The 24911-nt window shown below is 40.0% G+C and carries 38 protein-coding genes and 1 pseudogene; all 39 read left to right on the forward strand.

The window, feature by feature from the left end:
• The first annotated feature begins 124 nt into the window (after positions 1-124).
• The 39 genes and pseudogenes from C9J35_RS14380 (at position 125) to rplQ (ending at position 24460) form a co-directional block, all read left to right on the forward strand.
• A complete protein-coding gene (locus tag C9J35_RS14380) occupies positions 125-373 on the forward strand; it encodes a ribosomal L7Ae/L30e/S12e/Gadd45 family protein (protein WP_054767898.1) in 249 nt (82 codons plus the stop codon).
• A gap of 98 nt (positions 374-471) precedes the next feature.
• Positions 472-891, forward strand: coding sequence for a 30S ribosomal protein S12 (gene rpsL, locus C9J35_RS14385; RefSeq protein ID WP_010860613.1), 420 nt, complete (start codon positions 472-474; stop codon positions 889-891).
• Between the two features lie 149 nt (positions 892-1040).
• The gene (rpsG, locus tag C9J35_RS14390; RefSeq protein WP_010860612.1) at positions 1041-1511 is read left to right on the forward strand and encodes a 30S ribosomal protein S7; all 471 of its coding nucleotides are present in this window, start codon (positions 1041-1043) and stop codon (positions 1509-1511) included.
• An 80-nt stretch (positions 1512-1591) separates the two neighbouring features.
• On the forward strand, positions 1592-3670 hold the full coding sequence (gene fusA / locus C9J35_RS14395) for an elongation factor G (protein ID WP_054767901.1): 2079 nt from the start codon (positions 1592-1594) through the stop codon (positions 3668-3670).
• Positions 3671-3804: 134 nt separating this feature from the next.
• Positions 3805-4992, forward strand: a complete 1188-nt coding sequence (tuf, locus tag C9J35_RS14400; protein ID WP_107925082.1) for an elongation factor Tu — start codon at positions 3805-3807, stop codon at positions 4990-4992.
• A 94-nt stretch (positions 4993-5086) separates the two neighbouring features.
• On the forward strand, positions 5087-5776 hold the full coding sequence (locus tag C9J35_RS14405) for a response regulator (protein WP_107925083.1): 690 nt from the start codon (positions 5087-5089) through the stop codon (positions 5774-5776).
• Between the two features lie 6 nt (positions 5777-5782).
• Positions 5783-6799: a sensor histidine kinase gene (locus C9J35_RS14410; RefSeq protein ID WP_107925096.1), complete on the forward strand. Its 1017-nt coding sequence runs from the start codon at positions 5783-5785 to the stop codon at positions 6797-6799.
• A 96-nt stretch (positions 6800-6895) separates the two neighbouring features.
• Positions 6896-7657, forward strand: a complete 762-nt coding sequence (locus tag C9J35_RS14415; RefSeq protein WP_107925084.1) for an ABC transporter ATP-binding protein — start codon at positions 6896-6898, stop codon at positions 7655-7657.
• Positions 7647-9626: an FtsX-like permease family protein gene (locus C9J35_RS14420; protein WP_107925085.1), complete on the forward strand. Its 1980-nt coding sequence runs from the start codon at positions 7647-7649 to the stop codon at positions 9624-9626. The genes C9J35_RS14415 and C9J35_RS14420 overlap by 11 nt, the downstream gene beginning before the upstream one ends.
• A gap of 521 nt (positions 9627-10147) precedes the next feature.
• A complete protein-coding gene (gene rpsJ / locus C9J35_RS14425; protein ID WP_004233624.1) occupies positions 10148-10456 on the forward strand; it encodes a 30S ribosomal protein S10 in 309 nt (102 codons plus the stop codon).
• 46 nt (positions 10457-10502) lie between these two features.
• The gene (gene rplC, locus C9J35_RS14430; protein WP_010860605.1) at positions 10503-11132 is read left to right on the forward strand and encodes a 50S ribosomal protein L3; all 630 of its coding nucleotides are present in this window, start codon (positions 10503-10505) and stop codon (positions 11130-11132) included.
• A gap of 26 nt (positions 11133-11158) precedes the next feature.
• Positions 11159-11782: a 50S ribosomal protein L4 gene (gene rplD / locus C9J35_RS14435; RefSeq protein ID WP_010860604.1), complete on the forward strand. Its 624-nt coding sequence runs from the start codon at positions 11159-11161 to the stop codon at positions 11780-11782.
• Positions 11782-12066, forward strand: coding sequence for a 50S ribosomal protein L23 (rplW, locus tag C9J35_RS14440; protein ID WP_054767903.1), 285 nt, complete (start codon positions 11782-11784; stop codon positions 12064-12066). Before rplD ends, rplW begins: the two co-directional genes overlap by 1 nt.
• A 47-nt stretch (positions 12067-12113) precedes the next feature.
• Positions 12114-12944 (forward strand): 50S ribosomal protein L2, encoded by an 831-nt coding sequence (rplB, locus tag C9J35_RS14445; protein ID WP_054767904.1) that lies wholly within the window; start codon positions 12114-12116, stop codon positions 12942-12944.
• A 60-nt stretch (positions 12945-13004) separates the two neighbouring features.
• Positions 13005-13283 carry a 30S ribosomal protein S19 gene (gene rpsS, locus C9J35_RS14450; RefSeq protein ID WP_010860601.1) on the forward strand — a complete coding sequence of 93 codons (279 nt, stop codon included), beginning with the start codon at positions 13005-13007 and terminating at the stop codon, positions 13281-13283.
• A 22-nt stretch (positions 13284-13305) separates the two neighbouring features.
• Positions 13306-13650, forward strand: a complete 345-nt coding sequence (gene rplV, locus C9J35_RS14455) for a 50S ribosomal protein L22 (protein ID WP_004233639.1) — start codon at positions 13306-13308, stop codon at positions 13648-13650.
• 3 nt (positions 13651-13653) lie between these two features.
• Positions 13654-14307, forward strand: coding sequence for a 30S ribosomal protein S3 (gene rpsC, locus C9J35_RS14460; RefSeq protein WP_054767905.1), 654 nt, complete (start codon positions 13654-13656; stop codon positions 14305-14307).
• Between the two features lies 1 nt (position 14308).
• Positions 14309-14743, forward strand: a complete 435-nt coding sequence (gene rplP / locus C9J35_RS14465; RefSeq protein WP_054767906.1) for a 50S ribosomal protein L16 — start codon at positions 14309-14311, stop codon at positions 14741-14743.
• Positions 14733-14933, forward strand: coding sequence for a 50S ribosomal protein L29 (gene rpmC / locus C9J35_RS14470; RefSeq protein ID WP_010860598.1), 201 nt, complete (start codon positions 14733-14735; stop codon positions 14931-14933). Before rplP ends, rpmC begins: the two co-directional genes overlap by 11 nt.
• 18 nt (positions 14934-14951) lie before the next feature.
• The gene (rpsQ, locus tag C9J35_RS14475) at positions 14952-15215 is read left to right on the forward strand and encodes a 30S ribosomal protein S17 (RefSeq protein WP_054767907.1); all 264 of its coding nucleotides are present in this window, start codon (positions 14952-14954) and stop codon (positions 15213-15215) included.
• A gap of 43 nt (positions 15216-15258) precedes the next feature.
• A complete protein-coding gene (gene rplN, locus C9J35_RS14480) occupies positions 15259-15627 on the forward strand; it encodes a 50S ribosomal protein L14 (protein WP_004233650.1) in 369 nt (122 codons plus the stop codon).
• Positions 15628-15662: 35 nt separating this feature from the next.
• Entirely contained in the window at positions 15663-15971 is a 309-nt protein-coding gene (gene rplX, locus C9J35_RS14485) for a 50S ribosomal protein L24 (RefSeq protein WP_107925086.1), read from the forward strand.
• Between the two features lie 29 nt (positions 15972-16000).
• On the forward strand, positions 16001-16540 hold the full coding sequence (gene rplE / locus C9J35_RS14490; protein WP_008181719.1) for a 50S ribosomal protein L5: 540 nt from the start codon (positions 16001-16003) through the stop codon (positions 16538-16540).
• Positions 16541-16561: 21 nt separating this feature from the next.
• Positions 16562-16747, forward strand: coding sequence for a type Z 30S ribosomal protein S14 (locus C9J35_RS14495; RefSeq protein ID WP_004233656.1), 186 nt, complete (start codon positions 16562-16564; stop codon positions 16745-16747).
• Between the two features lie 29 nt (positions 16748-16776).
• Positions 16777-17175 carry a 30S ribosomal protein S8 gene (gene rpsH, locus C9J35_RS14500; RefSeq protein ID WP_008181717.1) on the forward strand — a complete coding sequence of 133 codons (399 nt, stop codon included), beginning with the start codon at positions 16777-16779 and terminating at the stop codon, positions 17173-17175.
• 30 nt (positions 17176-17205) lie between these two features.
• Positions 17206-17745, forward strand: a complete 540-nt coding sequence (rplF, locus tag C9J35_RS14505) for a 50S ribosomal protein L6 (RefSeq protein WP_054767909.1) — start codon at positions 17206-17208, stop codon at positions 17743-17745.
• A 32-nt stretch (positions 17746-17777) separates the two neighbouring features.
• The gene (gene rplR / locus C9J35_RS14510) at positions 17778-18137 is read left to right on the forward strand and encodes a 50S ribosomal protein L18 (RefSeq protein WP_107925087.1); all 360 of its coding nucleotides are present in this window, start codon (positions 17778-17780) and stop codon (positions 18135-18137) included.
• Positions 18138-18158: 21 nt separating this feature from the next.
• Positions 18159-18662, forward strand: a complete 504-nt coding sequence (rpsE, locus tag C9J35_RS14515; RefSeq protein WP_008181711.1) for a 30S ribosomal protein S5 — start codon at positions 18159-18161, stop codon at positions 18660-18662.
• 13 nt (positions 18663-18675) lie between these two features.
• Positions 18676-18858: a 50S ribosomal protein L30 gene (gene rpmD, locus C9J35_RS14520; protein ID WP_010860593.1), complete on the forward strand. Its 183-nt coding sequence runs from the start codon at positions 18676-18678 to the stop codon at positions 18856-18858.
• 34 nt (positions 18859-18892) lie between these two features.
• Positions 18893-19333: a 50S ribosomal protein L15 gene (gene rplO, locus C9J35_RS14525; protein WP_010860592.1), complete on the forward strand. Its 441-nt coding sequence runs from the start codon at positions 18893-18895 to the stop codon at positions 19331-19333.
• Positions 19333-20628: a preprotein translocase subunit SecY gene (secY, locus tag C9J35_RS14530; protein WP_107925088.1), complete on the forward strand. Its 1296-nt coding sequence runs from the start codon at positions 19333-19335 to the stop codon at positions 20626-20628. The genes rplO and secY overlap by 1 nt, the downstream gene beginning before the upstream one ends.
• A 68-nt stretch (positions 20629-20696) precedes the next feature.
• Positions 20697-21350 (forward strand): adenylate kinase, encoded by a 654-nt coding sequence (locus C9J35_RS14535; RefSeq protein ID WP_054767911.1) that lies wholly within the window; start codon positions 20697-20699, stop codon positions 21348-21350.
• Between the two features lie 249 nt (positions 21351-21599).
• Positions 21600-21677: pseudogene (locus C9J35_RS14540) on the forward strand (type I methionyl aminopeptidase); the annotation flags it as partial.
• 88 nt (positions 21678-21765) lie between these two features.
• On the forward strand, positions 21766-21984 hold the full coding sequence (gene infA, locus C9J35_RS14545) for a translation initiation factor IF-1 (RefSeq protein ID WP_004233690.1): 219 nt from the start codon (positions 21766-21768) through the stop codon (positions 21982-21984).
• A 37-nt stretch (positions 21985-22021) separates the two neighbouring features.
• Positions 22022-22135 (forward strand): 50S ribosomal protein L36, encoded by a 114-nt coding sequence (gene rpmJ / locus C9J35_RS14550; RefSeq protein WP_000868344.1) that lies wholly within the window; start codon positions 22022-22024, stop codon positions 22133-22135.
• 24 nt (positions 22136-22159) lie between these two features.
• Complete coding sequence (gene rpsM, locus C9J35_RS14555) at positions 22160-22525, forward strand: 30S ribosomal protein S13 (RefSeq protein ID WP_049662875.1); 366 nt, start codon at positions 22160-22162, stop codon at positions 22523-22525.
• A gap of 25 nt (positions 22526-22550) precedes the next feature.
• On the forward strand, positions 22551-22940 hold the full coding sequence (gene rpsK / locus C9J35_RS14560; RefSeq protein ID WP_004233731.1) for a 30S ribosomal protein S11: 390 nt from the start codon (positions 22551-22553) through the stop codon (positions 22938-22940).
• A gap of 139 nt (positions 22941-23079) precedes the next feature.
• Positions 23080-24024, forward strand: coding sequence for a DNA-directed RNA polymerase subunit alpha (locus C9J35_RS14565; protein WP_004233733.1), 945 nt, complete (start codon positions 23080-23082; stop codon positions 24022-24024).
• A 55-nt stretch (positions 24025-24079) separates the two neighbouring features.
• Positions 24080-24460 carry a 50S ribosomal protein L17 gene (gene rplQ, locus C9J35_RS14570; RefSeq protein WP_010860588.1) on the forward strand — a complete coding sequence of 127 codons (381 nt, stop codon included), beginning with the start codon at positions 24080-24082 and terminating at the stop codon, positions 24458-24460.
• Positions 24461-24911 lie beyond the last annotated feature (451 nt).

The raw sequence follows: 24911 nt of genomic DNA on the forward strand, positions 1-24911 counted from the left end.
TCCGAAGAGATGGATTGTTGCCATCTCTTCGGACTTTTTAAAGATATTAGTTGACAGTGGGAATAGGTAATGTTAATATATTGAAGGTTGATAGTTAACTGTCTATACTTCGGAGGATATGAAAATGTCTTATGATAAAGTAAGGGCTAGTAAAACAATCATAGGTACAAAGCAAGCAGTAAAAGCAATGCGCGATGGTTCAGTAAAAGAACTTTTTGTGGCACTTGATGCAGACAATTGGGTAACCGATTTGGCCATTACTTTCGCGAGAGAAATCGGTGTGCCAATTATTCTTGTTGAGTCCAAAAAGGAACTGGGCAAGGCCTGTGGAATCCACGTTGGAGCAGCGGTTGTTGCTATTGCTGTAGAGTAGTTTTTGTGTATAAAACACAAAGACTTTGTTTTTACCCAAAAAATGAACCACCTGGATGTGTGGTATTAACAAGGAATAAATGAAGGGAGGAAATACCGATGCCTACAATTAACCAATTAGTACGTAAGCCTCGTCAATCTAAAATCACGAAATCAAAATCACCAGCGTTAAACAAAGGATATAACTCATTTAAAAAATCTTTAACTGATGTTAAATCTCCACAAAAACGCGGTGTTTGTACTCGTGTAGGTACAATGACACCTCGTAAACCAAACTCAGCGTTACGTAAATACGCTCGTGTGCGTTTAACTAACCAAATTGAGGTTACAGCTTATATCCCAGGTGAAGGCCACAACTTACAAGAGCACAGTGTTGTTCTTATCCGTGGCGGACGCGTAAAAGACTTAGCGGGTGTTCGTTACCATATCGTACGTGGAGCTCTTGATACAGCTGGTGTAAACGGTCGTTTACAATCACGTTCTAAATACGGAACAAAACGCCCTAAAGAAAAAAAATAATGTAACACGATAAGTGTTATTAAATATTGAGCCTCATGTAGATGTCACCAATTTCAAATCTTGCTAGCAGAGTTGAAATTCGTGTGGCAACTACGAACAAGGCAAAATTTATAAAATAAATCGATAACTATTCGAAAGGAGGAAAACACATGCCTCGTAAAGGTCCTGTTTCCAAACGTGACGTGTTACCAGATCCAATTTATAGTTCAAAACTAGTAACTCGTTTAATCAATAAAATGATGGTTGATGGTAAAAGAGGTACTTCTCAAAAGATTTTATACGGTGCGTTCGAAATTGTTAAAGAACGTTCTGGTGAAAATCCAATTGAAGTATTCGAAGCTGCTCTAAACAACGTAATGCCAGTTCTTGAAGTACGCGCTCGCCGTGTTGGTGGTTCTAACTACCAAGTACCGGTTGAAGTACGTCCAGAACGTCGTACAACTTTAGGTCTTCGTTACCTAGTTAACTATTCTCGCCTTCGTGGTGAAAAAACTATGGAAGAGCGTTTAGCTAACGAAATCCTAGATGCTTCAAACAACACTGGTGCATCAGTTAAGAAACGTGAAGATATGCACAAAATGGCAGAAGCGAACAAAGCATTCGCTCACTACCGTTGGTAATTTAACCTATGTGTTAGCTAATTGGCTAACACAAGGTCTTTTATACAGTCTTTACCCCAATATGGAAGGAGAAATTTCCTATGAAACGCGAATTCTCACTTGAGAATACTCGTAATATTGGGATCATGGCTCACATTGATGCTGGTAAAACAACAACAACTGAGCGTATCCTTTATTACACTGGTAAGATTCACAAAATCGGTGAAACTCATGAAGGCGCTTCTCAAATGGACTGGATGGAGCAAGAGCAAGAACGTGGTATTACAATCACTTCTGCTGCAACAACAGCCCAATGGGCAGGCCACCGTGTAAACATCATCGATACTCCTGGACACGTAGACTTCACTGTAGAAGTAGAACGTTCATTACGCGTACTTGACGGTGCTGTAACAGTACTAGATGCTCAATCTGGTGTTGAGCCTCAAACTGAAACTGTATGGCGTCAAGCTACAACATACGGTGTTCCACGTATTGTATTCATTAACAAAATGGATAAAACAGGAGCAGATTTCTTATATTCTGTAGGAACTCTACATGATCGTTTACAAGCAAACGCTCACCCTGTCCAATTACCTATCGGAGCTGAAGATCAGTTCTCTGCAATCATTGACTTAGTTGAAATGAAAGCAACTTTCTACGGCGACGAAAAAGGTACTGCAGTAACTGAAGGTGAAATCCCTGAAGAATACCGCGAACAAGCTGAAGAATACCGTGAAAAACTAATCGACGCTGTTGCAAGTGTTGATGAAGAAATCATGGAGAAATATTTAGAAGGCGAAGAAATTACTGTTGCTGAACTTAAAGCGGCTATCCGTCGTGCTACGATCGCAGTAGAATTCTACCCAGTAATCTGTGGTACAGCATTCAAACACAAAGGCGTACGCCCAATGTTAAATGCAGTTATCGATTATTTACCATCTCCAGTTGATGTACCAGCAATCAAAGGTACTTCAGTTGATGGTGACGAAGAGTTAGAACGTAAATCTTCTGATGAAGAGCCATTCTCAGCTCTTGCATTCAAAGTTATGACTGACCCATTCGTAGGTAAATTAACTTTCTTCCGTGTGTACTCTGGAACATTAGATTCAGGTTCATACGTACAAAACTCTTCTAAAGGTAAACGTGAACGTGTAGGTCGTATCCTACAAATGCACGCTAACTCTCGTGAAGAGATTTCTAAAGTATTCGCTGGGGACATCGCAGCAGCAGTAGGTCTTAAAGATACTACTACTGGTGATACTCTATGTGACGAGAAAAACCTAGTTATTCTTGAATCAATGGAATTCCCTGAGCCAGTAATTTCTCTTTCTGTAGAACCAAAATCAAAAGCTGACCAAGATAAAATGGGTCAAGCTTTACAAAAACTTCAAGAAGAGGATCCAACTTTCCGTGCACACACTGACACAGAAACTGGACAAACAATCATCTCAGGTATGGGTGAGCTTCACCTTGATATCTTAGTTGACCGTATGCGCCGTGAATTTAAAGTAGAAGCTAACGTAGGTGCTCCAATGGTATCTTACCGTGAGACATTCCGTGGCTCTGCAAAAGTTCAAGGTAAATTCACTCGCCAATCTGGTGGTCGTGGACAATACGGAGACGTAACGATTGAGTTCTCTCCAAATGAAGAAGGTAAAGGCTTTGAATTCGAAAACGCTATCGTTGGTGGTGTAATACCTCGTGAATACATCCCTGCAGTTGAAGCAGGTCTTCGTGACTCTCTTGACCGCGGTGTAGTAGCTGGTTACCCTCTAATCGACATTAAAGCGAAATTAGTATTCGGTTCTTACCATGACGTTGACTCGAATGAGATGGCGTTCAAAATTGCTGCATCTATGGCTCTTAAAGAAGCATCGAAACAATGTGACGCTGTTATTTTAGAACCAATGATGAAAGTTGAAGTTGTAATTCCAGAAGAGTACCTTGGTGATATCATGGGTAACATTACTTCTCGTCGCGGACGCGTTGAGGGTATGGATGCTCGCGGTAACTCTCAAGTTGTTCGTGCAATGGTTCCGTTAGCGGAAATGTTTGGTTACGCAACAACTCTTCGTTCTGCAACGCAAGGTCGCGGTGTATTCTCAATGACATTTGATCATTATGAAGAAGTACCAAAATCAATCGCTGCTGAAATCATCAAAAAAAATAAAGGTGAATAATTGAATTTTCATCTTGCATAAAGTATAACTAATTTGTAAGCTATGATTGCAGGATAGGGGATGGGCCCGTTCTCTATCAGCATTCATTCTATAAATTTCAAAAAAAACATATAATTTTGAGGAGGCAATCTCTAATGGCTAAAGAAAAATTTGACCGTTCAAAAACGCATGCTAACATTGGTACAATCGGACACGTTGACCATGGTAAAACTACTTTAACTGCTGCAATCGCTACAGTACTTTCTAAAAAAATGGGTGGTACAGCTAAATCTTACGCTGACATCGATAACGCACCTGAAGAAAAAGAACGTGGTATCACAATCAATACTTCTCACGTAGAATACGAAACAGAATCTCGTCACTATGCACACGTTGACTGCCCAGGACACGCTGACTATGTTAAAAACATGATCACTGGTGCTGCACAAATGGACGGCGGTATCTTAGTAGTATCTGCTGCTGATGGCCCAATGCCACAAACTCGTGAACACATCCTTTTATCTCGTCAAGTAGGTGTTCCATACTTAGTAGTATTCATGAACAAATGTGATATGGTTGACGACGAAGAATTATTAGAATTAGTAGAAATGGAAATCCGTGACCTACTATCTGAATATGAATTCCCAGGCGACGATATCCCTGTAATTAAAGGTTCTGCTCTTAAAGCTCTTGAAGGCGAAGCAGAATGGGAAGAAAAAATCGTTGAATTAATGGACGCTGTAGACTCTTACATCCCAACTCCAGAACGTCAAACTGACAAACCATTCATGATGCCTGTTGAGGACGTATTCTCAATCACTGGTCGTGGTACAGTTGCAACTGGCCGTGTTGAACGTGGTCAAGTTAAAGTTGGTGACGTAGTTGAAATCGTAGGTATTACTGAAGAAGCTAAATCTACAACTGTAACTGGCGTTGAAATGTTCCGTAAATTATTAGACTACGCTGAAGCTGGTGACAACATCGGTGCTTTACTTCGTGGTGTAGCTCGTGAAGAAATCCAACGTGGTCAAGTATTAGCTAAACCAGGCTCAATCACTCCACACACAAACTTCAAAGCTGAAGTTTATGTTTTATCTAAAGAAGAGGGTGGCCGTCATACTCCATTCTTCTCTAACTACCGTCCTCAGTTCTACTTCCGTACAACTGACGTAACAGGTATCTGTAACTTACCAGAAGGCGTTGAAATGGTAATGCCTGGTGATAACATCGAAATGACAGTAGAACTTATCGCTCCAATCGCTCTTGAAGAAGGTACTAAATTCTCTATCCGTGAGGGTGGCCGTACTGTAGGCGCTGGCGTAGTTGCTTCTATCCAAAAATAATTTTAGCGCAAGCTAATTTTTCTAAACCAATCTGTAGGGACGCTTACAGATTGGTTTTTTATGTTAAAATTAGATGAGAAAGGGGTGCTTGTGCATGGAAATGAAAGTTTTATTGATAGAAGATGATCCATCAATTTTTGGAATGATTAAACAGCGTTTTGCGCAATGGTCACTGCAAGTTGTAGGTCCAAGAAATTTTCTAAAAGTGATGGATGATTTTATAGAAGAGAAACCGCAACTAGTATTAATTGATATTCAACTACCTGCTTATGATGGTTTTCATTGGTGTCGAGAAATTAGACATATCTCGAAGGTACCAATTCTCTTTCTATCATCACGAGATCACCCTATGGATATGGTGATGGCCATGCAAATGGGTGCTGATGATTTTATACAAAAACCTTTTCATATGGAAGTATTAGTTGCAAAGGTACAGGCCATTTTGCGGCGTACGTATGACTATGTAGAAGAAAAGATGGAAGTCACACGTTTTAATGGTGCTGTTATTGATTATGCAAGAAGCGAGATAATGTTTGAAGGACAATTGGTTTCTTTGACAAAAAATGAACTTTTTATCTTAAGGGTTTTAGTGGAAAAGGCTAATCAAATTGTCTCAAGAGATGATCTAATGAGAAAATTATGGGACGATGAGCGCTTTGTTAATGATAATACATTGTCTGTAAATGTAAATCGTTTACGCACAAAGCTTGAAGATATAGGATTACAGGAAGTCATTTTAACAAAAAAAGGGCTAGGCTATATGGCGTTATCGCAAGGGATGTGATTGTGGGTGCTTCTATTATTCTTAAAAGAGCGACTAACATGGATAGGATTTCATTTATTTATAATAGTTGTTCTGAATGTACTATTTTCTTTAGATGTGGGTTTAATGAGCATTTCCATTACGTATGTTAATATTTGCATGGTAGTTAGCTTTACAGTCTTTTTGCTGTGGCGTTATATTGTTGAAGTAGGTCAATTGAAAGATTTCCTGGGAAATGTGGATGGGCAGTTAGATGACGTTCATAGTAAAAACTTAGACCTATCACCTTTTCAAGATGCTTATTTTGCGAAGATTGAAGATGTATTTTATGTAAAGGATATGGAATTGAACAAGGCGAAAGTTCAGTTACAAGAGTATACAGACGAGCTTTTGGCATGGGTACATGAAGTGAAGGCACCTTTAACATCTATTAACTTAATGTTATCCCAAATAGAGGATTTAGCATTACGTCGCAAACTAGAGCATGAGTGGCTCAGATTGCATTTATTAGTCGATCAGCAGCTGCATCAAACTCGTCTTGCTTCAATTGAAAAAGATAACTATATGACCGAAATGGAGCTGCGTACTGTTGTTTACAAGGAAATCCGTGCAATGCAGCCGTGGTGTTTGGAAAAGGGTATAGGTTTTGATGTAGCAGAACTATCGGAGATGGTAATGACGGATGGTAAATGGTTAGCTTTTATCGTACGGCAAATTCTATCAAATGCTATAAAATACAGTCCTACCAATACTGACATTGTAATCTTTACGGAAGTAGATGTCACTGGCGCAATATTGCTACATATACAAGATGAAGGTATTGGTATTCGAAAAGAGGATTTGCCACGTATCTTTCAAAAGTCGTATACGGGGACTGCTGGTAGGGAGTCGGCACAATCAACAGGTATGGGTTTATACCTAGCACATAATGTTGCACTGAAAATCGGCATTCGTATTAGCGTGCAATCGGAGGCTGGTGAAGGTTCCATTTTCACATTACGTTTCCCCTTGCAAAATGAATATGTCAAACTAACAGGTAGATGACGAAAATGTCACCTACCTTTTTATATTGTCATGTAAAACACACGAAATGATTTCACAGACAGGGTACACTTGGACTATAGAAAGGGGCGCGACTAAGTGGCAGTTTTAATTGGACGTAAAGTTAAAAAAGTTTATGGTAAAAAATCAACGGCTCAGGAAGTATTAAAGGGCATTGATGTAGAAGTTAATAAAGGTGAATTTGTAGGCATTATGGGTCCCTCTGGTTCAGGCAAGACCACATTATTAAATGTTTTGTGTTCGATTGACTTTGCGACTGAGGGCGTTATCGAAATAAATGGTCAAAGTTTACGTGGTATGAAGGAAAAGGCACTGGCTAATTTTCGCCGTGAACAGTTAGGTTTCATTTTCCAAGATTATAATTTACTTGATACTTTAACAGTGAAAGAAAATATTTTATTGCCTTTAGCGATTGGTAAATTACCAAAAGCTGTTGCGGAAAGCCGTGTTAAGGAGCTGACGCATTTATTAGGGATTACAGATATTTTACATAAATATCCGAATGAAATATCAGGAGGCCAAAAGCAACGCACATCTGCTGCGCGTGCCCTTATTACAAATCCATCACTTGTGTTTGCGGATGAACCTACAGGTGCGCTCGATTCCAAATCGGCTACTGCGCTTCTAAAAAACCTACAAAGTATCAATGAAGCAAAAGAGGCGACGATTATGATGGTTACGCACGATGCAGTGGCAGCAAGCTTCTGTACACGTGTTTTGTTTTTAAAGGATGGACTCATTTATAGTGAGCTATATAAAGGTGATAAGACAAGACAGGCATTTTTCCAGGAAATTATGCATACGCAAAGTGTGCTAGGTGGTGACGGTTATGAGTCTTAGTAAACTCGTGTTCCGCAGTATGAAGAAAAATATGAAGCATTATTACTTATATTTCTTCGCACTTATTTTTAGTGTCACACTCTATTTTTCTTTTGTGACATTGCAGAATAATGCTGAAGTGCTAGCTACTGTACAGAAGAGTGGTACAGCAACTGCAGGTTTTGAAGCTGCGACATATATCTTGTACTTTATCATTTTGTTCTTCGTGTTGTATGCTAACCATTTATTTATGAAGCGTCGCAGTAAGGAAGTTGGTTTGTATCAGTTAATAGGAATGACAAAGGGTCTTATTGTACGCTTGTTGGCGGTAGAAAATATTTTATTATTTGTTGGAGCTGTTATTCTAGGCATGACAGCAGGCTTTTTTAGCTCACGTTTCTTCGCGATGGTTTTACTTCGTGTACTAGAAAAAGAAGCACTTGTGACAATGACGTTCAGTACACAGGCTTTACAGCAGTCTATTGTAGTATTCGCGATTCTCTTGGTAATAGTGCTAGCGCAGATGGCATGGATGATTCAACGTGTATCTTTGCTATCGTTATTTAGTGCTTCTAAGCAGGCAGACGAGCGTGTAAAACGTTTCAGTCCACTACAAATGATGATTGGCTTCTTAGGGCTTGTATTAATTGCATATGGATACTATGCATCAACGAAACTATTCGATATTGAGTCCACTGGCAATCTGTTTGTCAATATGATAATTATTTTAGCGTCAACAATTGGTGGGACATTCCTTGTATTCCGCTTTTCAGTTGCGTTTATTATGAATTCAGTTCGCTTAAAGAAAAATGGGCATTTATCTGTGCATGATGTATTAGCATTAACACCGATTATGCACCGTATGAAAAGTAACGCAAAATCATTGACGCTTATTACTGTTTTAACGGGTGTATCACTTGGGGTTACAACATTATCTTATATTGCATATTATTCTTCTGAAGCATCGGCATACAGCCAAGTACCAGGAGATTATATATTACTTGAAGATAACGGGCAGGAATTCTTACAGACGCTAAAGCAAAATAACATTGCCTATAACAAGGTTGATTACAGATTACAGGCCGTAACAGCTTCAGTAGCGCAATTATTACCGAAGGATCAAAAAGATAGTCCCTTTTATAATATGAAAGGTACTATTTATACCGTTCCACTTTCTGATTATCGACAAAGTGTGCCCGAAGCTTCAATGTCAGGAAATGATGTCATCTTAACAAATTATGGTGGTTACATGGCTGAAATGTTCCCGTTGGAAAAGGATCATGATATGGTCGTAACTGTGGGCGAACATGAGGAAACATTTCATGTCATAGATGTGCAAGATAAAAGTATTATCAGTGGCATTGTGACTGCTGGTGGAGGTGGACCAATCTTTGTAGTAACAGACAAATTGTTTGAAAAGCTAGCTAAGTATTCAAATGAATCACAGTGGCATAAACAAACTTCCATTACATTAAAATCAAAAGAAGATTTAGCTTTAGCTGAAAAACTATATAGACAATCGGGTGCAGGTGTTATCTCTTCTATAGATAGTGAAGGCGAAACAAAAAGCTACAAGCAAGCCTCTTTTGAGGGTAAGCGCAAAGAGAATATCGAAACCTTGGGAATAACGATATTCACGACGGCTTTCTTAGGCTTAGCCTTTTTAATGACAACAGGAAGTATTTTGTACTTTAAACAAATGTCCGAAGCTGAAGAGGAACGAGGTTCATATACAATTTTAAGAAAGATTGGTTTTGCAGAGCGAGATATTATGAAAGGAATCTATATGAAGCAAGCCTTTAACTTTGGTGTACCTTTGCTCATTGGATTACTTCATAGTTACTTTGCAGTTAAATCGGGTTGGTTTTTATTCGGCACAGAGCTAACGACGCCTCTGTGGATAGCTATGATTTGCTATATAGCACTATACGCTATTTTTGCAGTACTCTCTGTCGGCTATTATAAAAAAGTTATCCGAGAGTCTTTGTAAACAATAATTATATGAAGAAAGTCAAAAAACAGTATGGCAAGCAGATGAATGCTCCATACTGTTTTTTATTGTTGCCCAGGTAAAACACTGGCTCAACTGGACTGAATATTGATATGCCAGACAACTATATATCAAATGGGTGAGAGACTATGCTTGTCCTTATGAATTTTAGAAAAGCACGGTTAAGTATTTGAGAATTGACGGTGACTATGTTAATTGTGTGAAATGTCCGAAAACGTTGTGGTATAGCCTTTTGTGTTGCAATGTTCGTAGAAATTATATATACTAGTAAACGGCTTAAATAAGCGAGAAATATTAGTAGTTAAGAATATCTACAACATTTAAAAGAATTTAGCGAAAAGACTTGCTTATTCTTTTTTTATTGTATATAATGTTGAATGTTGGTCTTTGACTGCGATGAAACGAGAGGTTGCCGACACACCCGGCCGCTTTGCCATGGCGGTGTGTGGGAGAATTTTCGTGGAGAATGTCTAGAAAATAGGCGAGAAGGAGGGAAAATAATGGCAAAACAAAAGATTCGTATTCGTTTAAAAGCGTATGATCACCGTATTTTAGATCAGTCTGCTGAGAAAATTGTGGAAACTGCAAAACGTTCAGGTGCAAGTGTATCAGGTCCGATTCCACTTCCAACTGAGAAGTCTGTGTACACAATTCTTCGTGCTGTTCACAAGTACAAAGATTCTCGTGAGCAATTCGAAATGCGTACGCATAAACGTCTGATCGATATCGTTAACCCAACACCACAAACTGTTGATGCGTTAATGAAACTTGATTTACCATCTGGCGTTGATATCGAAATCAAACTTTAATGGTAAAAACAATATAACATTTTAAAACTTACAGGAGGTGTGACGAATGGCTAAAGGAATCTTAGGTAGAAAAATTGGTATGACTCAAGTTTTCGCTGAAAACGGCGATTTAATCCCGGTAACAGTTATCGAAGCTGCTCCAAACGTAGTTCTTCAAAAGAAAACTGTTGATACAGATGGCTACGAAGCAATCCAAGTTGGTTTCGAAGATAAGCGTGTTAAGCTTTCTAACAAACCAGAACAAGGTCACGTAGCAAAAGCGAATACTGCTCCTAAGCGCTTCATTCGTGAATTCCGCAACGTGAACGTTGAAGAATACGAAGTTGGTCAAGAAGTCAAAGTAGAAATTTTCGCAGAAGGCGATGTAATTGATGTAACAGGTGTTACTAAAGGTAAAGGTTTCCAAGGTGTTATCAAACGCCACGGACAATCTCGTGGTCCTATGGCCCACGGTTCTCGTTACCACCGTCGTCCTGGTTCAATGGGTCCAGTTGCTCCGAACCGCGTATTTAAACAAAAGAAATTACCTGGTCAAATGGGTGGCACTGTAGTTACAATCCAAAACTTAGAAATCGTGAAAGTTGATGCGGAACGTAACTTACTACTTGTTAAAGGTAATGTTCCTGGTTCTAAAAAAGCTCTAGTTACAGTTAAAACTGCAATTAAAGCTAACTAATCACTTCGAGAAAGGAGGAAACAGGAATGACAAAAGTATCTGTACTTAGTCAAACAGGTGCTTCAGTTGGTGAAATCGAGTTAAACGAAGCGATCTTCGGAATCGAGCCAAATGAAGCAGTATTATTCGACGCAGTAGTTGCACAACGCGCTTCTCTACGTCAAGGTAATCATAAGGTTAAAAACCGTTCTGAAGTTGCTGGTGGTGGTCGTAAACCATGGCGTCAAAAAGGAACTGGTCGTGCTCGTCAAGGTTCTATCCGTTCTCCACAATGGCGCGGTGGTGGTATCGTATTCGGTCCAACTCCACGTAGCTACTCTTATAAATTACCTAAAAAAGTTCGTCGTTTAGCTCTTAAATCAGCTTTATCAGCTAAAGTAGTAGAACAAAACTTCTTAGTTCTTGATGCTCTTACTCTAGCAGCACCAAAAACAAAAGAATTCACAAAAATCCTTAAAGATCTTTCTTTAGAGAAAAAATCTTTATTCGTTACTGCTGACCTAGATGAAAACGTAGCATTATCTGCTCGTAACATCCCTGGTGTAACAGTTTTAACTGCAAACGGAATCAACGTTCTTGATCTTTTAGGTCATGAAAAAGTTGTATTCACTAAAGCTGCAGTAGAAAAAGTTGAGGAGGTGCTTGGATAATGGAAGCACGTGATATTTTAAAACGTCCGGTCATTACTGAGCGTTCTTCAGAACTTATGGCAGAGAAAAAGTATACTTTCGAAGTAGACACTCGCGCTAACAAAACTCAAGTAAAAGACGCTGTAGAAGAAATCTTTGGTGTAGAAGTTGAGAAAGTAAACGTTCTTAACTACAAAGGTAAATTCAAACGCGTTGGCCGTTACGGTGGTTACACTAACAAACGTCGTAAAGCGATTGTTAAATTAACTGCGGACAGCAAAGACATCGAATTATTCGAAATGTAATCCTTTAGGGATTTATGATTTGAACAATCAAGAAGGAGGGAAAACACATGGCGATTAAAAAGTATAAACCTACCTCTAATGGTCGTCGTAATATGACGTCATTAGACTTTGCGGAAATTACAACTAACAAGCCTGAGAAATCATTGCTTGAACCAACAAAACGCAAAGCTGGTCGTAACAACCAAGGTAAAATCACTGTTCGTCATCATGGTGGTGGTCATAAGAAGCAATACCGTGTCATCGATTTCAAACGAATTAAAGATGGCATTCCGGCAAAAGTTGCTACTATCGAATATGATCCAAACCGTTCTGCGAATATCGCATTAATCAACTACGCTGATGGAGCAAAAGCTTACATCTTAGCACCAAAAGGTCTAGAGGTTGGTCAAACAATCGTATCTGGTCCAGATGCTGATATTAAAGCAGGTAATGCATTACCATTAGCAAACATTCCAATGGGTACTACAATCCATAACATCGAGTTAAAACCTGGTAAAGGTGGCCAATTAGTACGTTCAGCTGGTACTTCAGCTCAAGTACTTGGTCGTGAAGATAAATACGTTATCGTACGTCTTCAATCAGGTGAAGTACGTTTAGTTCTTGCTACTTGCCGCGCTACAATCGGTCAAGTTGGTAACGAACAACACGAACTTGTAAACATCGGTAAAGCTGGTCGTAGCCGTTGGTTAGGTAAACGCCCAGTAGTTCGTGGTTCTGTAATGAACCCTAACGATCACCCACACGGTGGTGGTGAAGGACGTTCTCCAATCGGACGTAAATCACCAATGACTCCTTGGGGTAAACCAGCTCTTGGTTACAAAACTCGCAAGAAGAAAAACAAATCGGATAAATTTATCATCCGTAGTCGTAAAAAATAAAGTGGTTAAACTACGGTTCTATGTGAGAGCCGTGGTGGAATCACAGAGGGAGGTTCCTACATGGGTCGCAGCTTGAAAAAAGGACCTTTTGTCGATGACCACTTAATGAAAAAAGTGGAAGCACAAGAGGCTTCTGAGAAAAAACAAGTTATTAAAACTTGGTCTCGCCGTTCTACAATTTTCCCGACTTTCATCGGTTTAACGATTGCTGTATATGATGGACGTAAACATGTTCCTGTATACGTTACTGAAGATATGGTAGGCCACAAACTTGGTGAGTTCGCGCCGACACGTACTTACAAAGGTCACGGTGCAGACGACAAGAAAACAAGACGCTAATTTTGAGAGGAGGTAAATCCTAATGACACAAGCTAAAGCTATCGCTCGCACAGTACGCATTGCCCCTCGTAAAGTACGTCTAGTTGTAGACTTAATCCGAGGTAAGCAAGTTGGTGAAGCAGTTGCAATTTTACGTCATACTCCAAAAGCGGCGTCTCCAGTCGTTGAGAAAGTATTAAAATCTGCAGTTGCTAACGCTGAGCACAACTACGATCTTGACATCAACTCTTTAGTAGTTTCTGAAGTATTTGTTGATGAAGGTCCAACATTAAAACGTTTCCGTCCACGTGCACAAGGACGTGCAAGCGCAATTAACAAACGCACAAGCCACATTACTCTAGTGGTATCTGAGAAGAAGGAGGGTTAATCCGTGGGTCAAAAAGTACATCCAATAGGACTGCGCGTTGGTATTATTCGTGACTGGGAGTCAAAATGGTACGCTGAAAAAGACTATGCAACTCTACTTCACGAAGACATCAAAGTGCGTAAATATATTGAAACGGCTCTTAAAGACGCATCAGTTTCTAAAGTTGAAATTGAACGTGCTACAAACCGTGTAAACATTACAATTCACACTGCGAAACCAGGTATGGTAATCGGTAAAGGTGGTACTGAAGTTGAAAACCTTCGTAAATACCTTGGCGATTTAACTGGTAAACGTGTACACATCAACATCATCGAAATCAAACGTGCTGATCTTGACGCTCGTCTAGTAGCTGAAAACATCGCTCGTCAATTAGAAAACCGTGTATCATTCCGTCGTGCGCAAAAGCAAGCGATCCAACGTACAATCCGTGCTGGTGCAAAAGGAATTAAAACACAAGTATCTGGTCGTTTAGGTGGCGCTGATATCGCGCGTGCCGAACACTATAGTGAAGGAACTGTTCCACTTCATACTCTACGTGCTGACATCGACTATGCACACGCAGAAGCTGACACTACTTACGGTAAATTAGGCGTTAAAGTATGGATCTACCGTGGTGAAGTTCTTCCTACGAAGAAATCTGTGGAAGGAGGCAAATAATATGTTATTGCCTAAACGCGTAAAATACCGTCGTGAACACCGCGGAAACATGCGTGGCGAAGCGAAAGGCGGTAAAGAAGTATCATTCGGCGAGTGGGGCTTACAAGCTCAAACTGCTAGCTGGATTACAAACCGTCAAATCGAATCTGCTCGTATCGCGATGACTCGTTACATGAAACGTGGCGGTAAAGTTTGGATTAAAATCTTCCCACATAAACCTTACACGAAAAAACCTCTAGAAGTCCGCATGGGTTCTGGTAAAGGTTCTCCTGAAGGTTGGGTAGCAGTAGTAAAACCAGGAAAAGTAATGTTCGAAATTGCTGGTGTATCTGAAGAGGTAGCACGCGAAGCACTTCGTTTAGCATCACATAAGCTTCCTGTTAAATGTAAGATCGTAAAACGTCAAGAAACTGGTGGTGAATCTAATGAAAGCTAATGAAATCCGTGACCTTGCCACTTCTGAAATTGAATTAAAAGTGAAATCACTGAAAGAAGAGCTTTTCAACCTTCGCTTCCAATTGGCGACTGGTCAATTAGAAAACACAGCTCGTATTCGCGAAGTGCGTAAAGCAATCGCGCGTATGAAAACTGTTATTCGTGAAAGAGAAATCAGTGAAAATAACTGATAAAGGAGGTTTTCAAGTATGACTGAGCGTAATCAACGCAAAGTTTACACGGGCCGCGTTGTTTCAGATAAAATGGACAAAACTATTACTGTTTTAGTTGAAACTCACAAAAAGCACAAGCTTTACGGTAAACGTGTAAAATACTCTAAAAAGTTTAAGGCTCATGATGAGCAAAACCAAGCGAAAATCGGTGATATCGTACGTATCATGGAAACTCGCCCGCTATCAGCTACTAAACGATTCCGTCTAGTTGAAGTTGTAGAAAAAGCGGTTATTATTTAATAACTATTTCGGAACAACCAATTTCCGAAGGGAGGTAACCTAAGTGATCCAACAAGAAAGTCGTATGAAAGTTGCTGACAACTCAGGTGCACGTGAAGTTCTTACAATTAAAGTGCTTGGTGGCTCTGGCCGTAAAACTGCTAACATCGGTGATATCGTTGTATGTACAGTTAAGAAAGCAACACCAGGTGGCGTTGTCAAGAAGGGTGACGTTGTTAAAGCTGTTATCGTTCGTACTAAATCAGGCGTTCGTCGTAAAGACGGTACGTACATCAAATTTGATGAAAATGCTTGTGTAATTATTCGTGATGACAAATCACCACGCGGAACTCGTATTTTCGGACCTGTTGCACGTGAATTACGTGACAGCAACTTCATGAAAATCGTTTCTCTAGCTCCAGAAGTTCTTTAATTTCATGACAGTGCCAATCAAGGAGGTGCGACAGCATGCATGTAAAAAAAGGTGACAAGGTTAAGGTTATCACTGGTAAAGACAAAGGCAAAGAAGGAGTAATCCTTGCTTCTTTCCCTAAACAAGATCGCGTTCTTGTTGAAGGTGTTAATATCGTGAAAAAACACGTTAAACCTAACCAATTGAATCCACAAGGTGGGATTGTAAGCCAAGAGGCTGCAATTCACGTTTCGAACGTAATGCTAATCGATCCTAAATCTGGCGAGCCGACTCGTGTAGGTTATAAAATCGAAAACGGTAAAAAAGTTCGTGTTGCAAAAAAATCAGGTGCAGTAATCGACTAATTAGTAAATAAAAGAAGGGAGGTACACACATGAGCCGCCTAAAAGAAAAATATTTAAATGAAGTTTCACCTGCTCTTATGAGCAAGTTTGGATATAAATCAGTTATGCAATTGCCGAAAGTTGACAAAATCGTTATCAACATGGGTGTTGGTGATGCTGTTCAAAACTCTAAAGCATTAGATGCAGCTGTAGAAGAATTAACAATTATCACTGGTCAAAAACCAGTTGTAACTAAAGCGAAAAAATCGATCGCTGGTTTCCGTTTACGTGAAGGTATGCCTATCGGTGCTAAAGTTACATTACGCGGTGAGCGTATGTATGAATTCTTGGACAAATTAATTTCAATTTCACTTCCTCGTGTACGTGACTTCCGTGGTGTTTCTAAAAAAGCATTCGATGGTCGCGGTAACTACACTCTAGGTGTTAAAGAGCAATTAATTTTCCCAGAAATCGATTACGATAAAGTTTCAAAAGTACGCGGTATGGACATCGTGATCGTAACGACAGCGAACTCTGACGAAGAAGCTCGCGAGTTATTGACACAATTCGGTATGCCGTTCCAAAAGTAATTAAACAAGGAGGGCGAAAACGTGGCTAAAAAATCTATGATCGTTAAACAACAACGTAAGCAAAAGTTTAAAGTGCAAGAATATACACGTTGTGAACGCTGTGGCCGTCCACACTCTGTATATCGCAAATTTAAACTTTGCCGTATTTGTTTCCGAGAACTTGCATATAAGGGACAAATTCCTGGCGTGAAAAAAGCCAGCTGGTAATCCCCTAATTTGGGAAGGAGGTAAATGTAATGACAATGACTGATCCGATTGCAGATATGCTTACTCGCATTCGTAATGCGAACATGGTTCGTCACGAGAAGTTAGAAGTACCGGCTTCCAACGTGAAAAAAGAAATCGCTGAAATTTTAAAGCGTGAAGGTTTCGTACGTGACGTAGAATACGTGGAAGACAACAAGCAAGGTATTATCCGTATCTTCTTAAAATACGGTAAAGATAACGAGCGTGTTATCACTGGCTTAAAACGTATTTCTAAACCTGGTCTACGTGTATATGCTAAAACAAATGAAGTTCCTAAAGTACTGAACGGTCTTGGTATCGCTTTAGTGTCAACTTCACAAGGTTTATTAACAGATAAAGAAGCTCGCGCTAAACAAGTTGGCGGCGAAGTTCTAGCATACGTTTGGTAATTAGCAATAAATGAATGGAGGTGCAACTAAATGTCTCGTGTAGGTAAAAAAATTATCGAGGTACCAGCTAACGTAACTGTTACTGTTGCAGCTGACAACACTGTTACTGTTAAAGGTCCTAAAGGCGAACTTGTTCGTTCTTTCCACCAAGATATGAAAATTGAGCAAGAAGGTAATGCGATCTCTGTATCTCGTCCTTCTGACTCAAAAGAACACCGCACAAACCACGGTACAACTCGTGCGCTTTTAGCGAACATGGTTACTGGTGTTTCTGCAGGTTTCGAAAAATCATTAGAACTAATCGGTGTCGGTTACCGTGCGCAATTACAAGGAAAAAAACTTGTTCTTAACGTAGGTTACTCTCACCCAGTTGAGTTCACGCCTGAAGATGGTCTAGAAGTAGAAGTTCCTTCTAATACTAAAATCATCGTTAAAGGTATTAGCAAAGAACGCGTTGGCGCTCTTGCATCTAACATCCGTGACGTTCGTCCACCAGAGCCGTACAAAGGTAAAGGTATCCGTTACGAAGGCGAATACGTTCGTCGTAAAGAAGGTAAAACAGGTAAATAATGCTGCGTAAGCATTAGAAAGGAGTGACCCTTGTGATTACGAAACAGGATAAAAATCAAGTTCGTAAAAAACGTCATGCGCGAGTTCGTTCTAAAATTTCGGGTACAGCTGAGCGTCCACGCTTAAACGTATTCCGTTCTAACAAGAACATCTACGCTCAACTTATCGATGACGTAGCAGGCGTAACTATTGTTAGCGCATCTTCTCAAGAAAATGGTTTTGAAGGTGCTGGTAGCAACGTTGAAGCTGCATCAAAAATCGGTGAAACAATCGCGAAACGCGCTGCGGAAAAAAATATTACTGCTATAGTTTTTGACCGTGGTGGTTACTTATATCATGGACGTGTGAAAGCTTTAGCTGAAGCTGCACGTGAGAACGGTTTAGAATTTTAATAAGAAGGAGGGACACATTTCATGAGTCGAATTGACGCAAACAAACTTGGAGAACTTGAAGAACGCGTAGTTACTATTAACCGTGTTGCTAAAGTTGTTAAAGGTGGACGTCGCTTCCGCTTCACAGCACTAGTTGTTGTTGGCGATAGAAACGGTCATGTAGGTTTTGGTACTGGTAAAGCTCAAGAGGTTCCAGATGCTATCCGTAAAGCTGTTGAAGATGCGAAGAAAAACTTAGTAGAAGTGCCACGTGTTGGTGGAACAACTCCACACTTAGTGCTTGGTCGCTTCGGTGCAGGAGAAATCCTAATCAAACCTGCTGCTCCTGGTACAGGGGTTATCGCTGGTGGTCCAGTACGTGCCGTACTAGAACTAGCTGGTATTACTGATATTCTTTCAAAATCACTTGGATCAAACACACCAATCAATATGGTTCGTGCTACTGTTCAAGGTTTAACTGAATTAAAACGCGTAGAGGACGTAGCGAAATTACGTGGTAAATCAGTGGAAGAAATATTAGGATAAGGGGGGAATAATAATGGCTAATAAATTAGAAATCACCCTTACAAAATCTGTGATTGGTTCAAAACCAGCACAACGCAAAACTATTGAAGCTTTAGGTTTACGTAAATTAAACCAAACTGTAGAGAAAGCTGATAATGCAGCAACTCGCGGTATGCTTGATGTAGTAGCTCACTTAGTTACTGTAAAAGAAAACTAATTTTTAATTAACGAACAAGGAGGTGCCATCCAATATGAAACTTCATGAGTTAAAACCAGCAGAAGGTTCCCGTAAAGTACGTAACCGCGTAGGTCGCGGTATCGGTTCTGGTAACGGTAAAACTGCAGGTAGAGGTCATAAAGGTCAAAACTCTCGTTCTGGCGGCGGTGTACGCCCAGGATTCGAAGGTGGTCAAAACCCTTTATTCCGTCGTTTACCGAAACGCGGCTTTACTAACATTAACCGTAAAGAGTACGCGATCGTTAATCTTGACACATTAAACCGTTTCGAAGATGGTGCAGAAGTAACAACTGCATTATTACTTGAAACAGGTCTAGTGAGCAATGAAAAAGCTGGAATTAAAGTTCTTGGAAACGGAACTCTTAACAAAAAGCTTACAGTAAAAGCTCATAAATTCTCAGCTTCGGCTAAAGAAGCAATTGAAAATGCCGGCGGAACTACTGAGGTGATTTAATGTTTCAGACAATCTCTAACTTTATGCGTGTTCGAGATATAAGAAATAAAATCATTTTCACTCTTTTAATGTTAATCGTTTTCCGTATTGGTACATTTATACCAGTACCGAACGTTGACGCTAATGTATTAAAGGCAACTGATGAGTTTAACCTCGTTGGTTTCCTCAATACTTTTGGCGGTGGTGCACTGAGTAACTTCTCTATCTTTGCGATGGGAATTATGCCTTACATCACAGCCTCAATCATTGTTCAGCTTTTGCAAATGGACGTAGTACCGAAATTTGCTGAGTGGGCAAAGCAAGGTGAAGTCGGAAGACGTAAACTTGCACAATTTACTCGTTACTTTACTATTATTCTTGCTTTTATCCAATCATTCGCGATGTCATTTGGTTTTAATAAAATGTATGGTGGATCTTTGATTAAAGAAGAAGGAATTTTAACATATGTTACAATTTCTATTGTATTAACGGCGGGTACAGCATTCCTTGTATGGCTTGCTGAACAAATTACTGCTCATGGTGTTGGTAATGGTATTTCCGTTGTTATCTTCGCAGGTATCGTTGCCGCATTACCTACAGCAGCAAACCAAATTTACGCACAACAAATCGAGGATGCAGGTGATGAACTGTTTGTTAACATCATTGTCCTTGCATTACTTGCTTTAATCTTACTTGCTATTGTAGTTGGTGTTATCTATGTGCAACAAGCACTACGTAAAATTCCAATTCAATATGCTAAACGAGTTACTGGACGTAACCAACAAACAGGTGGTCAACAAACGCACTTACCGTTAAAAGTAAATGCTGCAGGGGTTATTCCGGTAATCTTCTCAGTCGCGTTCATTGTGACACCTCGAACACTAGCTACGTTCTTTGGTCAGAATAATGTAACGTCTTTCATTGAAAACACGTTTGATTATACTAAACCTGTTGGAATGATTATTTACATTGCACTGATCGTCGCGTTCACATATTTCTATGCGTTCGTACAAGTGAACCCAGAGAATGTGGCAGACAACTTGAAAAAACAGGGTGCTTACATTCCAGGTATTCGCCCGGGTGAAAACACTCAAACGTATTTAACAAGCGTGTTATATCGTTTGACATTTGTCGGAGCGATTTTCTTGACTGTTATTGCTGTAATGCCGATTTTATTCATTAATTTGATGAAATTACCTGCCTCGGTGCAGATCGGTGGTACTAGTATTATTATCGTAGTCGGCGTAGCGCTAGAAACGATGAAACAGCTAGAGTCTCAACTTGTTAAACGTCACTACAAAGGCTTTATGAAATAATGTTGGTTTTTAGGGAACGCTCGCTCGTTTCCTGAAATCAGCAAACTTTGTGGGAGGAATATTTCCGTATGAATATCATTTTAATGGGTTTGCCAGGTGCTGGTAAAGGTACACAGGCAGATAAAATTGTTGAGAAGTACGCGATTCCTCATATTTCTACAGGCGATATGTTCCGTGCCGCTATTAAAGACGGTACAGAACTAGGCTTACAGGCTAAATCGTTTATGGATCAAGGTGCTCTAGTACCTGATGAAGTGACGATTGGTATTGTTCGTGAGCGACTTGCAAAACCTGATTGTGAAAAGGGATTCTTATTAGACGGTTTCCCGCGTACTGTTCCTCAAGCTGAAGCTTTAGATGGCATTCTTGCTGATCTTGGCAAAGCGATTGAGCATACGTTAAACATCCAAGTTGAAAAAGAAGAGCTAATTGCTCGTTTAACAGGTCGTCGTATTTGTAAAACTTGCGGAACTTCTTATCACCTAGTTTTCAATCCTCCTGCTGAGGAAGGAAAATGTGATAAAGATGGTGGCGAGCTTTATACACGTGCGGATGATAATCCTGAAACGGTTACAAACCGTCTGGAAGTAAATATGAATCAAGCACAACCTTTACTTGACTTCTATAAAGCTAAAGGTGTGTTAACTAATATAGATGGACAGCAAGATATTAATAAAGTGTTTGCTGATCTTGATGCTCTATTACAGAGCAGCCGCAGCTGATACCCGGCTCCGGGCGCAGAGTACTGCTTCCGCGGGAGGCATGCGGAAGCAACAACGAAACATAATTTTTTTGAGAGTTGCAAAAGCATATTGTGCCCGGTATATATTTCTTTTAAAAAGTGCAACATTACTTTTGAGAGAGTATAATGGGTTTCGTGGAAGCATCTGTGTAACGGGTATGAATATCTCATCCAAGACATTCCGGTATTCGTGTAAACATGGGAGATTCAGTGCCCTTACTGGTCCTGTCTATTCCGTGGATTGTGTGAAGCGAAACCAGACGAGCGTCTTTCTAACATCTCTCATACAATCCAAACATATGTTGAAACGAGGTTGCTTCTATAGTTGCAGCAGATATATCCGTTTGATGTAACGATGAGAACTTTAATTTGCATATAGAGAGGAGACAGAGTAGATGGCGAAAGATGATGTAATTGAAGTCGAAGGGACAGTTGTTGAGACTTTGCCAAACGCGATGTTTAAGGTAGAATTAGAAAATGGACATGTGATTTTAGCACACGTATCTGGTAAGATTCGTATGCACTTTATCCGCATTCTACCTGGAGATAAGGTTACTATTGAGTTATCTCCTTATGATTTAACTCGCGGTCGTATCACATACCGTTTTAAATAATCTTTTGCGCTCCGGACTACTAAGGAGGTTAGGTTAGATGAAAGTGAGACCATCTGTGAAACCGATCTGCGAAAAATGTAAAGTAATTCGCCGACGCGGTAAAGTAATGGTAATCTGTGAAAATCCTAAACACAAACAAAAACAAGGTTGATTCTAAAGGAGGTGCACAACGTACATGGCACGTATTGCTGGTGTTGACATTCCTCGCGACAAACGCGTGGTAATTTCATTAACTTACATTTACGGTATTGGTAAAACTACAGCTCAGAAAGTATTAGCTGATGCAGGTATCTCTGAAGATACACGCGTACGCGACTTAACTGAAGATGAGTTAAACAAAATCCGTGAACAACTTGACTCTTACAAACTTGAAGGTGACTTACGTCGCGAAACTTCATTAAATATTAAACGTCTGATGGAAATCGGTTCATTCCGTGGTATCCGTCACCGTCGTGGTTTACCTGTTCGTGGTCAAAATACGAAGAACAACGCGCGTACGCGTAAAGGTCCTCGTAAAACAGTTGCGAACAAGAAAAAATAATCGGTAAAGGAGGTTCCTTCTTAACATGGCTCGTAAACAACAAACTCGTAAACGTCGTGTGAAAAAGAATATCGAATCTGGTATTGCACACATTCGTTCTACATTTAACAATACAATCGTAACGATTACAGATATGCAAGGTAACGCTGTATCTTGGTCAAGTGCTGGTGCTCTTGGTTTCCGTGGTTCACGTAAATCTACACCATTCGCTGCTCAAATGGCTGCAGAAACTGCTGCTAAAACATCCCTTGAACATGGTCTGAAAACGTTGGAAGTAACTGTTAAAGGTCCTGGTGCTGGTCGTGAAGCTGCAATCCGTGCACTTCAAGCTGCTGGTTTAGAAGTAACTGCTATTAAAGACGTTACTCCAGTTCCTCACAATGGTTGCCGTCCGCCAAAACGTCGTCGCGTGTAATGGGTGCGTCTCATATTGTATGAGAACATCATTTTTTGTACAGACTGTCTTGTGCAGATAAATAACGATACGTCAATGACGATCGAATCTATGATGGAAAGAACCTATACATTCGATGTTTTGAGGGAGGGTAAATGAAATGATCGAAATTGAAAAACCAAAGATTGAAACGGTGGAGATCAGCGAAGATTCCAAATATGGAAAGTTTGTTGTAGAACCGCTTGAACGCGGATATGGAAACACTTTGGGTAATTCTTTACGTCGTATCCTTCTGTCTTCATTACCAGGGGCTGCTGTCACTTCCATTCAGATTGATGGCGTTCTTCACGAATTCTCAACTGTGGAAGGCGTAGTAGAAGATGTGGCTTCAATTATTTTGAACGTAAAAAAACTTGCTCTTAAAATCTACTCTGACGAAGAAAAAGTTATTGAGATTGATGTAAAGGGCGATGGTACAGTTACGGCTGCTGACATTACACATGACAGTGACGTAGAAATTTTAAACCCAGATCTATATATTGCAACAATCGCTAAAAACGGTCATTTACGTATGCGTATGTACGCTCAACGCGGCCGTGGTTACACTCCTGCTGATCAAAACAAACGTGAGGATCTTCCTATCGGCGTGATCCCGATCGACTCTATTTACACTCCAGTATCACGCGTCAATTTCCAAGTGGAAAATACTCGTGTAGGTCAGTCTTCTGACTACGACAAACTTTCTCTTGATGTGTGGACAGATGGTAGCATCGGTCCGAAAGAGGCGATTTCGCTCGGAGCAAAAATTTTAACCGAGCATCTAAACATCTTCGTTGGCATGACAGATGAGGCACAAACTGCTGAAATCATGGTCGAAAAAGAAGAAGATCAAAAAGAAAAAGTTTTAGAGATGACTATCGAAGAACTTGATCTTTCTGTTCGTTCTTATAACTGCTTAAAACGCGCTGGTATTAATACAGTACTAGAACTAGCGAATAAGTCAGAAGACGATATGATGAAAGTCCGTAACCTTGGACGTAAGTCACTTGAAGAAGTAAAAGCGAAGTTAGAAGAGCTTGGTTTAGGATTACGCAAAGAAGACTAAGCGATTTAAACAAACTAACAAGATCAGATATTTTCTATAAAGGAGGGAAACATCCATGGGTTACAGAAAACTTGGTCGTACAAGTTCTCAACGTAAAGCGATGTTACGTGACTTAGCTACTGATTTAATCATCAACGAGCGTATCGAAACTACTGAGGCTCGCGCTAAAGAAGTACGTAAAGCTGTTGAAAAAATGATTACTTTAGGTAAACGCGGAGATTTACATGCACGCCGTCAAGCTGCTGCATTCATCCGTCGTGAACTAGTAACAACTACTGACGAAGAAGGTAACGAAACAACTTCATTTGCGCTTCAAAAGCTATTTGATGATGTTGCACCACGTTATGCAGAACGTCAAGGTGGTTACACTCGTATTCTTAAAGTAGGTCCTCGTCGTGGAGACGGTGCACCTGTTGTTGTGATTGAACTAGTTTAATCATAAGAGAAAACAAGTGGTGAAGAGGGTGGACCACCACCCTCTTTCTTTATAAACGATTTATACGACAAATAATTAAGCTGAGCGTTATGATGAGCGGACACTTTTGTGTAGCGTCTCGTTTAGCTCTCCGCACCTCATTCAAAAAAGATCAAGGGCTTGAGCACCCGTGTTTCTTGTAAATGTAACGACTAGCGCATTTCTATTGAATGAGGTGCGCGCTTTTTTATTATTTTAGGGAAGTATAGGACAGCGCCAATTGATGGTGCTTTTTTTTATCTTCATTCAGCCGAGCAGTCCCATCTATCGATAAGGAGATAAATGTGGATTCGGCCCTTTTTCAGTTGGAGTATAAATGTTACAGATAGTGAATTGTGCAAGCCCAATTCAAATGCTGGACGCAAATATACTAAGGTGAATTTGATGGAGACATATTGATTGTGGTGGAATT

This window comes from Lysinibacillus parviboronicapiens (assembly GCF_003049575.1).
GTDB classification, from domain to species: Bacteria; Bacillota; Bacilli; order Bacillales_A; family Planococcaceae; genus Lysinibacillus; species Lysinibacillus parviboronicapiens.